The organism is Streptomyces sp. NPDC107454, assembly GCF_055582885.1.
Genome location: NZ_JBVJPA010000047.1, coordinates 1 through 12,355 on the forward strand (window position 1 = coordinate 1; position 12,355 = coordinate 12,355).

Here is a 12,355-nt window from a genome sequence, read left to right on the forward strand (position 1 = left end):
CTGGGGCAGGATCGGCCAGACCCCGGTCGTGCGGGTGAGGGGCCGCGGCTCCGGGCGGGTCTCGATGGCGGGCATGACCTGCTACAAGCCCGGTGTGCGGGCCAGGTTGATCTACGCGATCCGGGGGTACCGGGGCCGCAAGGACGAGCCGAAAGGCTTCGGCTGGCGGGACTTCCGGGATCTCATCGTCCGCGCCCGCATCCAGCTCGGCGGCCCGATTGTGCTGGTCTGGGACAACGTCGGCCTCCACCTGACCAGGGGCATGAGGGAGTTCATCGATGCGAACGCCGAGTGGCTCACCGTGTTCCAACTGCCCGTCTACGCACCGGACCTCAACCCCACCGAGGGCATCTGGTCGCTGGTCAAGCGAGACATCGCCAACCTTGCCGCCGCCGACCTGAGCCAGATCACCAGAGCCGTCAAACGCCGGCTCAAGCGGATCCAGTACCGCCCGGCCCTCGTCGACGGCTGTCTCGCCGAAACCGGCCTGATCATGGACGACTGACCACCGACATCACGCTTTCAACTTCAGTAGCTGCGTACTGCACGACCTGTGCATCGACCGACAGCTCAGCCCTGGAGTTGTGGAGGTGTAGTTCATTCGAGCCGAGCCAGAGAACCTAGCTGGAGTTTGGTGGGTTTCCATAGAGCCGACAAAACGGGGTTTCGTCGTGACGCTCCATGCAGTGGAGGACGTGGGTGGAGAGCACTTCTGCGATCTCCTTGAGTTCCCGCCACTCGACCCAGACTACGAGTTCGGTCAGGAGCTCGGGGCCGTGCAAGAGCCGCTTGCCGCGATGGCTCTTGCTGAGGACCCAGGCTGATGCCTGACCACGTACAGTCCGTCCATGCCTTCAGTGTGTTAAAGGGGGGGCAGACCAACCCATACCTAATTTTCGGCACTTGGTCGCCGCACGCCGCACGCCGCGCGGTCGCGAACGCCAGGCCCCGGCGGTGACCGGCCGCCCGGTGAGCCGCTCGGTGCTCGGCCACCCGGCGGTCTCACGAGGAGCCGCCAGGTGGGACCGCGCCGAGGCGGCACCCGGTGGGACGGGCTACTCCACGAAGTACGAGTCGTGCTCGTCGAGGAACCTGGCTCGCTCCTCATCCGTGGCATGGGCCAGCTGCGACAGTCCCTCGAAGTACTTCTCACGCGGTGCGCCCGGTGCGAAGAGCAGCAGCATTTGAGCCGGCGCGTCAGAGTCATTGCGGTAGGCGTGAAGTCCACCCTGCGGCACGTGCAAGAAGTCGCCCTTCTGCGCGTCGACCCACTCCTCGCCGTTGAAAAGGCGAACGGTTCCGTCGAGGATGAAGAACGACTCCGAGATGGACCGATGGAAATGCGTCTTGGGGCCGCCTGCCTTCGGACTCATCTCGACTCGGTAGAGTCCGAACTCGCCTCGTGTGGTGGCTGTGGTCGCAAGATAGTGGATGGCGTCCTTGCCGGGCTCGCCGAGATTGGGTCCGGTGCTCTCCGGCCGGAAATTGGCGCTGATCTCGCCGCCATCTCCGAAATACACCTGCTTCGGGTACGACATGTACACCATTCCCTACGTATGCTTGACGCGACGATGCATTGAGGGGGCGTGTGCAGGCCACCCCTCACAAGGGAGACCGGGTGCGACCACCATGTGTGACACATCCCATCACCCCAGTTCCAAATTCTCACGCGCGCAGCCGCTGTGCAGACGGTCGTCGCCGGCACCTGCGGAGTGCAGCGGCTGTACGGAGGGCTGATCGGAGCCCCGGAAACGACTAGGGCCAGGCCGAGGAATGAACCTCTGGCCTGGCCCTACGCCATATGGAGCGGGCGACGGGAATCGAACCCGCGTAGCTAGTTTGGAAGACGGGGTATGCGGATGGCGACTGACCTGGCAACTCCCTGACCTGGGCCGGAGCGCGATCGGCACCGCTGTTCCCCGTGAGTCCCCGCTGCGTCCCGCCGGAACGGGCACGCAAGGGGCACGGTCCCGGCCAGGTAGGAGCACGCATGGGCACGGCACGCGTGTCGACGGGCGGGCCCAGCTCCACCAGTGGCCGAAGAAGTGATGTCGTGGCTCGGCTATCTCGGCGGATTGCAGCCACTGTTTCCTGACCAGCAAGGACGCCGTTGTTCTCTGTCGTCGTTGGTTGTCCTTGGTCTCCCTGGGACGGCTCACAGGCGGCCCCGCTTGGGCGGCCGGGGTGTCCCTCGCAGGGGAGCATGCCGGATGCTCGCGGCGGAGGGGGATGGCTCGGTTATTCCTTGCGTGGGGGGTGGCGTGCCGGGGGCCGGTGCGTGTGAGGGTGCGGAGTCCAGGGCTTGTTCGGCCCAGATGACTTTGCCGTCCGATTCCGGGCGGGCGCCCCATCTGCGGGTCAGCTGGGTGATCAGGAAGAGGCCGCGGCCGTTTTCGTCGGTGGTGCGTGCGTGACGCAGGCGCGGGGAGTGGGCGTCGGTGTCGGATACTTCGCAGGTCAGGGCTTGGTGGTGGATCAGGCGCAGTCCGATCGGGTCTGTGCTGTGGCGGACGGCGTTGGTGACTAGTTCGCTGACGATCAGTTGTGTGGCGTCGTGGAGGCTTTCCAGGCCCCATTCGGTGAGCTGGCGGGTTGCCATGTGCCGGGCGTTGGGGATAGCGGTCCGGTCGTTCGGCAGGGTCCAGGAGGCGACCTGGGTGGGGCTGAGGGAGAGCGTCCGCGCCAGGAGCAGAGTGATGTCGTCGGATGGCGCCTGGCGTGGGAGGGTCTCCGTGGCTCGGGTGCACAGCTCTTCCAGGGAGTGACTGGGTTGGGCCAGGGCGGTGCCCAGGCGGCGCATTCCCACGTCGATGTCGTCGTCACGGGTTTCGATCAGGCCGTCGGTGTACAGGGCGAGGAGAGTGCCCTCGGGCAGTTCCAGCTCCACGGCCTCGAAGGGGATGCCCAGCCCGATGCCGAGTGGGCTTCCGGTGGGCAGGTCGGGGAAGGTGACTTGTCCCTGCGGGTCGATGATCGCGGGTGGGGGGTGCCCGGCCCGTGCCATGGTGCACTTCCGGGTGGTCGGGTCGTAGACGGCGTACAGACAGGTGGCGCCTATGACCGTGGGGGTCTGGTCCGCGGCGTCGGGGTCCTGCTCGGCCAGTCGCTGGAAGGTGTCATCGAGATGGGCCAGCAGTTGGTCGGGGGGCATCTCCAGGTCGGCGAGCGTGCGCACGGCGGTGCGGAGCCTGCCCATGGTCGCGGCGGCGTTGATGCCGTGCCCGACCACATCGCCGACGACGAGGCCCACTCGGGCGCCGGACAGCGGAATCACGTCGAACCAGTCGCCCCCGACGCCGGCGTCCGCGTCGGCCGGCAGGTAGCGCCAGGCCACCTCGACCGCCGCGCCGCCCATCAAACGGTGGGGCAGCAGATTCCGTTGCAGCGCGAGGGCCGCGGTGTGCTCGCGCGTGTATTGGCGGGCGTTGTCCAAGGACAGCGCGGCCCGGGTGACGAGCTCCTCGGCGAGCAGCAGGTCATCCTCGTGAAACGGAACGGGGTCCTCGGTGCGTAGGAACAGCGCGATACCCAGGATGGCGCGCCGCGCAATGATGGGCACGACCATCACGGAGTGCATCCCGTACTCGCGGATCTTCTGCGCCCGCGCTGGGTCGTGGTCGACCCATGTCCCAGGGGAGGTGTCCAGCACCGGTTCCAGGTGGGACCTTCCCGTGCGCAGTGCGCTGGCGAGCGGCGAGGTCGGGGGGACGAAAACCGTCTCCCCTCGCGCATAGGGCGACTCTGGGGTTCCTGGGTGGATCGAGGCCTGACCGGCGCGGAGGAAAGCGGTAGGGCGATCGCTCGGCGTGTCGATTCGGGTCGAGGGCTCTTCGCCGAACGGGATGGATTCGCTCAGGTCGACGTAGGCGTAGTCGGCCAGGAGGGGCACGGCAAGGTCGGCCAGTTCCTGCGCGGTCCGCATGACGTCCAGGGTGCTGCCGATACGCGTGCTGGCCTGGCTGAGGATGGCGAGGCGCTCGCGCGCCCGCTGACTGCCGGTGACATCCACGCTGATGCCGCACAGCCCCAGTGTCTTGCCGTCCGCGTCCTGGAGGCAGAAGTATGAGACCGCGAATGCATGCTCCCGGCTGGAATCTTCCGTCGGCCACGCCCGGTACTCGTGGACCGCGGTGGTGCCGTTCCGCAGCGCCTGTCGCTGCACCGCTTCCAGGGCTTCGGCCTCGAAGCCGGGCAGTGAATCGGCGAGTCGCCGGCCCAACCGCCGGTCACGGGAGATGCCGTCGTGACTCTCTGCTGTGTCGTTCACCCAGACGCAACGCAGCTGCGGGTCGCGAATGACGATGCTGATCGGCGCGTGGGTGAGGAGCGACTCCCGCAGCGATCCGTTTCTTGTTTCCCGGGAGAGCGTGCCGATGTCGGTGACGGACACAAGCCACCGGAATGTTCCGTCCTGCCCCCGCAACATCGAGATCCGATGGTTGATGTCGAGCATGCGGCCGTCGCGGTGGCGCACCGTCATCGTGCCCGACCAGTCATTTCGGGCACGGCACTGCTCGATGAGCGCCGATATTGTCGGCGTTTTCTCGGAAGGCGGCAGTATGAGTGCGGCGGACCGGCCCACCACTTCCCTGGCGGAGTACCCCAGAAGCTGCTTGGCGGCCTGCGTCCATGCGACCACCGTCCCACGCTCGTCGAGCATCGCGACCGCCGACTCGGATACCTCGCGTGTGTTCAATTGCTTGCCAAGGGTCACCCTGTCCGTGTTGGTCATCGAGCTGTCCTCCTCATCAGGTGACTCGTTCTCACGCGGGTCGGCTGCGGCGACCAGGACCACGGCGGGGTGGACGGCTGGAGCAGCATGTGTCCCGGCGGGACATGGGCGACCTCGGCCGGGTCCCGCTGAGATCAAGTCGTTGAGATTTGTACCTTTTAGGTGGTTGACCGGGCAGGGCTCCGATCTGTGACAGGGCTGCAGCCGGGGCTGATGCCGACGCGGTCCACCACGGCCGCCGCAGGACCACGTGGAAGGGGTGGAACACGCGGGCACCGCAGATCCGGCAGGGCGGCGGCCCGACCTCCCAGGATGCGCAGACCACAACCGCGCACCCCCTGCATATAGCCCGGGACTTCAAGGTCCCGGGCTTCCTTCACCCACCACTCTCCCCAGCTCCCATCCCGTCCGCCGTCGACCCACACACCGTGGAGCGGGCGTGGTCCATGCTGTCCAGGTGGAGCGCGCCGCTGTACGAACGCCCTGGACGCCATGGGCCGCGTCTGCTCGGCTTTGCCTGGGTCGACGGCGGACGGGATGGGAGCTCCCCGCGCACGCCACGACGTGCCCGCACTCGGCAACGGCGCCCTCTCCAGCCCGGTGCCGACCGATCCCCGCCGGAGGCATATCTTTGGCCCGTGGGTGGCTTTCTCGCTTCCGCCCGCAGCACTTAGCGCGCCGCCGGGCGCGCCCGCGCCGTGCGCGGGCCCGTTGCTGTACTCCGCGGCTGTATGGCAACCGAGCCCCGTTGCCCCCTCATCCTCATCACAGTCCGCCGCCCACAGTTTCAAGCGGTTTCCGCGCCGTCGTCACTCTACGCATCCGGTCATACACCCCCTTCGGCTAATACATCGCATCGAAATACGCGAATATGACTGAAGAGGCTGTTTTGCCGTGCGCCCCAGGGAGCCTCAGATGGACGTCTCGAACGAATTTCTTCGAAGGGCTTGCCCGTCGGCTCTTCTGACGCTGGACGGTGCCATGCACGGCCTCAACGCCGCGATGGCCTCGGCGCTGGGCAGGTCGGCGGAAGAGTGTCTGGGACGTGACTTCGGTGATCTTTGGCCTGCAAGCCAGCGGACGTCGGCCGAGAGTCTGGTAGGCCACGCAGCCAGGACGAGTACGGCCGCGATGCGGGTGCTGGAGTTCCCCGGGCAAAGCGGAGTACCCGTTGTCTGCTTGATCGAGGCGCGGCAAGTGAAGGATCCCGCCGGGGGCGATCAGTTGGTCTGGGTGTACGCACTGGATGCGGGAAACGACCTGTCCAGCCTGCTGATCCCGTTCCGGCTCGCCACCGAGGCCGCCGACCTCGGCCTGTGGATGTATTCACCCCAGGGACGCCAGTTGGAGTGGCTCGGTGGCGCACCCGTCGCGACCGCGCTCTTCCAGGATTCCACTGCGCCGCTTTCCAGGGTGATCGCGGCAGTGCATCCCGACGACCGGGAGGCCTTCCGGCAGCTCCTGCGCTCGGCCCCCATCCAGCAGTCCCCCTGGGTGAGGTTGCGATACCTCACCCAGCACGACGGCTGGCACCAACTGGCCGCCCTGACCCGCCGCCTCCAGCTGGGGTATGGCGGCCCCGAACGGATCTTCGGGGTGGTCCGCGACGACACCAAACAGGAGAAGCGCAAGCAGAAGGCGCAGGCCGCACTGGCTGCCGAGCGACAGCGCGCCAGGGACATCGCCGACTTCTCCGCCGCCTTGATCACCGCGGCCACGGAGAAGGAGCTGCAGCAGGTCGTCCTGACGCGGCTCGCCGCGACCTTCGGGGCCTGCGGCGCCCTGCTCGCACTCGTCGACGAAGACCGCCTGCATGTCTCCACCGATGCCGGGATAGCCATGCGCGAGGTCGAGGCCCTGCACGGCCTGCGGCTGGGCCATCCCAGTCCGCTGCCCGAGGCGATCCGCACCGGCAAGCCGCAGTTCGTCCCCGACCGGAAGAACCACAGCCACCGCTGGCCGCAAGGCCCGTTTCCGCGGCTCGACCGGCTCGGCTCCGACTACGCCTTCGCGATCACTCCCCTCAGCGAGACCGGTGATCAGCCACTTGGGGCGTGGGGGATGGTTTACGACAGCGGGTACCTGCCGTCCCTGGACGAGCGGACCCTCATGGGCACGCTGGCCGACCTGGCAGGCCAGGCGCTGCGGCGCATCCGATTGCAGCAGGCGCGAGTCGAGTTGGCCACGGCGCTGCAGCAGACCATGCTCCCCACGCTGCCCGAGCACCTCCCCGGTCTGGAGGTCGCCGCCCGCTACCGGCCCAGCCGGGACGGGCTGGACATCGGCGGAGATTGGTACGACGCCTTCGTGATGCCCGACGGCGCGATCGCCCTGGAGATCGGCGACGTTCAGGGGCACGACGTGGACGCCGCCGCCTTCATGGGACAGGTCCGCTTGTCCATGCGCCTGATCGCCGACCAGGAACCGCATCCCGGAACCGTGCTGACCCGCACTAACGAGCTGCTGACCACGATGGATGTCGCACGATTCGCCAGCTGCACCCTCCTGCATGTCGCCCCGCGCGGTGGACGGGTCACCGGCACCAGCGCCGGCCATGTGCCGGTGCTGTGCGCGCACAGGGACGGCAGTCACGGTGTTCGTGAGCTGCCGGGCGGGCCAGTCCTGGGCGTCGTGCCCGGCATCAAATACCGCGAGGAGGCCTTCGCCCTGGACGAGGACACCACGCTGGTCATGGTCACCGACGGCATGGCCGAAGGACCGGGCCTGACGCTGGACGCCGGACTGGAACGAGCCGGAACACTGGCCGCCCAAGCCGTCCACGACGGGCTGAACGCCGAGGAGACCGCCGACCGCATCCTCGACGCCGCGGTCGCGCTCGACCACCTCGACGACGTGGCCGTGCTGGTCCTCCGACGCACATGACGGCGCCTGCGTCCTCCCACACCCTCTATGTGGACTCCACTACAGGTGAGCGTACCCAAGCGGGCGTTGGCGCGATCTTTAGCCGGTGGCCTGCCAGGACTGGGGTCGGGCATGGCCACGGGGCCTTACGCTGGCCGCGGATCGGGCTGGCTCCTGCCTGCCCGGTCTTGCTCGACGTCGGGTCCCGTACCGGGGAGGTGGCTAAAGATCGTGTCGGCGCCCGCCCCAGCCACCGCGGTTCTCACCTCATGCCCCCGGCTTACCTGATGTGGCGCGCGGCGGCGGCCGGCGCGCCGAGCGGGACGGAGGCAGGAGCGTGGGCGCGGCCGGACGCGGGCCGCGCGCCCGGCGGAGCGTGAGCGACGCCGGTCGCCTTGACCAGTAGTGGAGAAGGTTGTAACTCGACCAGTAGTGGAGAAGGTTGTAACTCGGTGCGATTCAGGGAAATCTCGGGCTCACGGACTCACACGCTAGTGCTGGATTCCTCTTTCGGTGGGTATAGCTGCTGGTAGCGGGGCAGTTGCGGGTGCTCGGGGGCGGGTGCTGGGTAGTGGTGCTGAGGGCACGGCCGGGCCGTGACGAGAGCGAGCAAGCGGTGGTTCACCGCCTGGCGTCGGCCAGAAAGGCGCCGAAGGTTGTGGTGGAGCGCTGCCGGATGGTGGAGCTGAGCTGGAACGGCTGGCTGGTCCCGCAGATAGCCGACGAGCTGCGGTGCGGTCAGAAGACGGTGCGCCGCTGGCTGCACCGCTTCAACCGCTTGGGGCTGGAGGGACTGGAGGATCTGGGCGGGCAGGGACGCAAGCGAAGGATCACCGAGGCCGAGCGCTCGAGGATCGTCGGCCTGGTCAGGCTGACGCCGCCGGGTCGGCTGGAAGTGCAGCCGTCGAACGAGATGTGGGCCGCGGACGAGTTGGGGCCCTCGGAGTGGACTTTGGACGCGCTGACCGCCGCGGCCCGGGACCTGGGCATCGAGGTCAGCCGCTCCCAGGTGCGCCGGATCCTGCTGGCCGAGGGGGTGCGCTGGCGGCGCACGCGCTCGTGGACCCGCTCGAGAGATGTGGACTTCGAGGGAAAAGGACGCGGATCGTCGAGCTCTACACCAGCCCGCCCGACGGCGCGACGGTGGTCTGCGCCGACGAACTCGGCCCGGTGATCCCACGCACCTTCCCGCCGGCACCGGGCTGGTCGCCGGACGGACACCGCATCAAAAACGAGCTCGACTACTCCCGCGGACCGGAGAAAACCTGGGTCTACGGCGCCTTACGCGTCTGGGACGGCCACGAGGTCACGATGACGGCCACCTCCCGTAACAGTGCCTTCTACCAGCAGTTCCTTCAGCTGGTCGAGGACGCCAACCCCGTCGGGGACATCTACGTGATCACCGACAATCTGTCCTCCCACAACAGCGTGTCCACCCGGACCTGGCTCGAGGAACATCCCCGCATCCAACATGTGTTCATACCGGTCGGTGCCTGCTGGCTCAACCTTCAAGAGGGCTGGTGGCGCATCTTCCGCAAGACTGCTCTGGCCGGACGCTCCTTCGGCGACCGCGACCACATCACCCACGCCACCGAAGTGGCCACAGCCCAGCTCAACGCCCGCGCCCGACCCTGGATCTGGGGCAGACCCGCACCGCCCACCAGGCGTTTACGCCGCCGCTATGTGTACTTCCTTTGAGGAATCCAGCACTAGCGGTGGTTTGTTGACGGCGGGTCCGTGCGGGAGTAGGCGTGAGGTAAAGGCGTCAACTACGGCCTGGAGAGCCCGAGATGACGAAACGGCTGCCGTGTCCGCCCGCGCCAGGTCCGCTTGAAGCGTACGCCGTCCGCTTCGATGATCTCTTCGGAACGCTGGCCCAGCGGCGTGGGTTTCGCGAGTACCTGGCCGGGCTGCTGCTGCCCCGCGACCGCAACAAGACACTGACCTGTCTGGCCGGCGCCGAACCGGTGGCCGGTGCTCAGCATGCGGCGGTGCAGCGGCTGCAGTTCTTCCTGTCCGAGTCGACCTGGAACCAGGAAGCGGTCAACGCCCGCCGGCTGGAGCTGCTGCTGGCCGACCCGGCCACCTCCCCGCACCCGGACGGTGTCCTGGTGGTGGATGACTCCGGCGACCGCAAGGACGGGACGGCGACCGCGCATGTGGGCAAGCAGTATCTCGGCTCGGTCGGGAAGATCGACCGAGGTGTGGTCACCGTGACCACCTGCTGGGCGGACGAGCGCGTCTACTACCCGGTGCACGCCCGCCCCTACACCCCGGCCCATCACTTCCCCCGCGGCAAGAACGACCCGGGCTTTCGCACCAAACTGCAGATCGCGGCCGACCTGGCCGCCCGGGCCAAGGCCGCCGGGCTGGTCTTCCGCGCGGTGACCGCCGACTGCGCCTACGGCGACGAGGACAGCTTCCGCTCAAGCCTGCACGCCGCCGGCCTGCCGTTCGTGATGGCCCTCAAGCCTCGGCACGGCACCTGGGCCTACGGCCCCGACACCCACACCCCCGTCGACGCCGCCCGCCTCCTGACCTGGCAGGATGCGGAACATCCCGGGGACTGGTCGCGCATCGAGCGCACGTTCCGCGACGGGCACACCGCCACCTGGTGGGCCGCCGAGGCCCGACTGGGCTGGTGGGGCCCGGACGGCAACGTCCGCCTGGTGGTGGCCACCGCCGACCCGGCCACGCTGCCGGCCAAGGCGACCTGGTACCTGGCCACCGACCTGCCCCGCCCGGGCTCCCCACGCGTCGCCGAATCGCCGTACCCGCCCGCCGCCCTCGCCGAAATCGTGCGGATCTACGGACTGCGGCACTTGGTCGAGCAGAGCTACAAACAGGTCAAGGACGAACTCGGCTGGGCCGACTTCCAGGTCCGCTCCGATGCCGCCATCCAGCGTCACCAGGCACTCGTGAACTGCGCATTCAGCTTCTGCTGGAACACCTGGTTCGCCCCGCCCCCGCCCGTCCCAGCCCACCAGCCACCCGGGTCTGACGCACTGCCAGGCCCGTTAGAGAGGGGGAGAACCGATGCCCCAGCAGCCCCGGACGGCCTGCTGGCCCCAAGCCCTACGGGCCGTCCGTGGCTGGCTGACGCCCTGGTCCACGCTGCAACGCTACTGGCGGGCATGGTCGACGAAGCCCCCGCCCGAAGCACTCCAGGAACTGATCAACACCGTCGGCAGCGGCAGACCTCTTGACCTCTACTGCCCGGGCTAACAAACCACCGCTAGTGTGATGCGCCGGAAATCCTGAGGGTTAGTAAGTACCCTGTCGTCATGTCGCATTCGGGGCCTTCTGCTGTGGCGATCACGTTGTCCGAGGCCGAGCGCGCCGAGTTGGTGCGCCGGACGAAATTGCCGCACCGGCGTTCGGCCGAGAAGGCCCGCATCATCCTGGCGTGTGCTGATGGCATGTCAAACGCGGGTGTCGCACGGCTCGTCGGTGTCCAGGCCAAGACGGTCGGCAAGTGGCGTCGGGCTTTCGCCGTGGAGCGGGTGGCCGGGCTTGAGGACGCCGGCTGGATCGGCCGGCCGAAAGCCGACCTGGTCCTGGACGATGCTGAGCGCAGACAGTTGCAGCAGTGGGCGCGGCAGGCCAAGACCGCCCAGTTCCTCGCGTTACGGGCCAAGATCGTGCTGCGCTGCGTGGAGGGCGGGACGAACCAGCAGGCCGCGGCCGACCTCGGCATCGACAGGTCGACCGTGGACCGCTGGCGGGCCCGGCACCACGCGCCTCATCGGCCAGGAAGCGGTCGCCGAACTCCGGGTCGTCACGGTGGGCGTCGAACAGCGCGTCGCGCGATGCGCCTCCTCCAGCACGGAGTCAGCCACCGCTTCTCGAGCCAGCGGTAGTAAGGCTGTCTGGCGAGCTTCAGCACCCGGCACGTGACCGTGACGGGCATCCCGTTCGCGGCCAGCTCCTTCACGAGCGGGTAGATCCTTTTCCCGGCAGATGCGCCTGCGACAGATAGGCCGCCGCCCGGCGCAGGACCTCGTTCTCCTGCTCCAGCAGCTTGATCCGACGACGTACTTCCCGCAGTTCCGCGCTCGCCTGGCTGGTCATCCCGGGCCTGGATCCGTCATCGATGCCCGCGCGGCGCATCCATTTCCACAACGTCATCGGATGGACGCCGAAGTCCTTGGCCACCTGCTCGACCGTCACCCCAGGACCACGGTTCCTCGCGACCCGCACGACGTCCTCACGGAACTCTTCGGGATAGGGCTTGGGCACAGCGACATCCTTCCCACCTGCCCTACAGGGCAAGCCAGCTCAGATGACCTGCCCCACTGTTTGGGTTCCAGCTGCGGTGGCTAACTGGCAGCGTGGATGGTGTCTTGTGCGGAGAGTAGTTCGTACTCGATGGGGGTGCGGTAGCCCAGTGCTGAATGTCGTCTCTGGCGGTTGTAGAAGATCTCGATGACCCTGTTGTCCAATTGGTTCATGTGGCGAGTTCGAGGGCCGCGAGCCGGGAGGTTCTGGTCTGGGCGAGCGGGGTGCCAGTCCACCAGGCGTCGAGCCGGATCAAGTTGACTGCAGTGGCTGTCAGGACATGGCCGAGGTGTGTTTTGGCCAGGCCGCGATAGCGGGTGCGGCGCATGCCGGCGACGGCGACGGCTTGGTGGATGGTTCCCTCGATACCGGCCCTGGCGGCGTAGCGTTCCTTCCACGCCTTGGTGGTCTGCTCGGCGCGGACGCGTTCGAGCAGGGCGTCTTGTCCTTGAGGCCGGACGGTGAGCTGTCGGCCGTACTGGG

The 12,355-nt window shown here is 67.9% G+C and carries 10 protein-coding genes; 6 read left to right on the forward strand and 4 right to left on the reverse strand.

What is annotated here, in order from left to right:
- A partial coding sequence (locus tag ACZ69M_RS50765; RefSeq protein ID WP_470060490.1) for a transposase occupies positions 1-505 on the forward strand: 505 nt, incomplete at its 5' end.
- A gap of 550 nt (positions 506-1,055) precedes the next feature.
- Here the strand turns inward: ACZ69M_RS50765 and ACZ69M_RS50770 are convergent.
- Positions 1,056-1,538, reverse strand: coding sequence for a cupin domain-containing protein (locus tag ACZ69M_RS50770; RefSeq protein ID WP_189189230.1), 483 nt, complete (start codon positions 1,536-1,538; stop codon positions 1,056-1,058).
- A gap of 617 nt (positions 1,539-2,155) precedes the next feature.
- Entirely contained in the window at positions 2,156-4,732 is a 2,577-nt protein-coding gene (locus ACZ69M_RS50775) for a SpoIIE family protein phosphatase (protein ID WP_470060491.1), read from the reverse strand.
- Between the two features lie 915 nt (positions 4,733-5,647).
- Here ACZ69M_RS50775 and ACZ69M_RS50780 point away from each other — a divergent pair.
- The 5 genes from ACZ69M_RS50780 (at position 5,648) to ACZ69M_RS50800 (ending at position 11,454) form a co-directional block, all read left to right on the forward strand.
- Complete coding sequence (locus ACZ69M_RS50780; protein ID WP_470060492.1) at positions 5,648-7,615, forward strand: SpoIIE family protein phosphatase; 1,968 nt, start codon at positions 5,648-5,650, stop codon at positions 7,613-7,615.
- 595 nt (positions 7,616-8,210) lie between these two features.
- Complete coding sequence (locus tag ACZ69M_RS50785) at positions 8,211-8,768, forward strand: helix-turn-helix domain-containing protein (RefSeq protein ID WP_470060493.1); 558 nt, start codon at positions 8,211-8,213, stop codon at positions 8,766-8,768.
- On the forward strand, positions 8,738-9,292 hold the full coding sequence (locus tag ACZ69M_RS50790) for a transposase (RefSeq protein ID WP_470060494.1): 555 nt from the start codon (positions 8,738-8,740) through the stop codon (positions 9,290-9,292). Before ACZ69M_RS50785 ends, ACZ69M_RS50790 begins: the two co-directional genes overlap by 31 nt.
- A gap of 92 nt (positions 9,293-9,384) precedes the next feature.
- Positions 9,385-10,800, forward strand: coding sequence for an IS701 family transposase (locus ACZ69M_RS50795; protein WP_470060495.1), 1,416 nt, complete (start codon positions 9,385-9,387; stop codon positions 10,798-10,800).
- A gap of 78 nt (positions 10,801-10,878) precedes the next feature.
- Entirely contained in the window at positions 10,879-11,454 is a 576-nt protein-coding gene (locus tag ACZ69M_RS50800) for a helix-turn-helix domain-containing protein (protein ID WP_470060496.1), read from the forward strand.
- A gap of 70 nt (positions 11,455-11,524) precedes the next feature.
- Here the strand turns inward: ACZ69M_RS50800 and ACZ69M_RS50805 are convergent, their stop codons facing one another.
- On the reverse strand, positions 11,525-11,833 hold the full coding sequence (locus ACZ69M_RS50805) for a transposase (RefSeq protein WP_470060497.1): 309 nt from the start codon (positions 11,831-11,833) through the stop codon (positions 11,525-11,527).
- Positions 11,834-12,041: 208 nt separating this feature from the next.
- A partial coding sequence (locus ACZ69M_RS50810) for a transposase (protein ID WP_470060498.1) occupies positions 12,042-12,355 on the reverse strand: 314 nt, incomplete at its 5' end.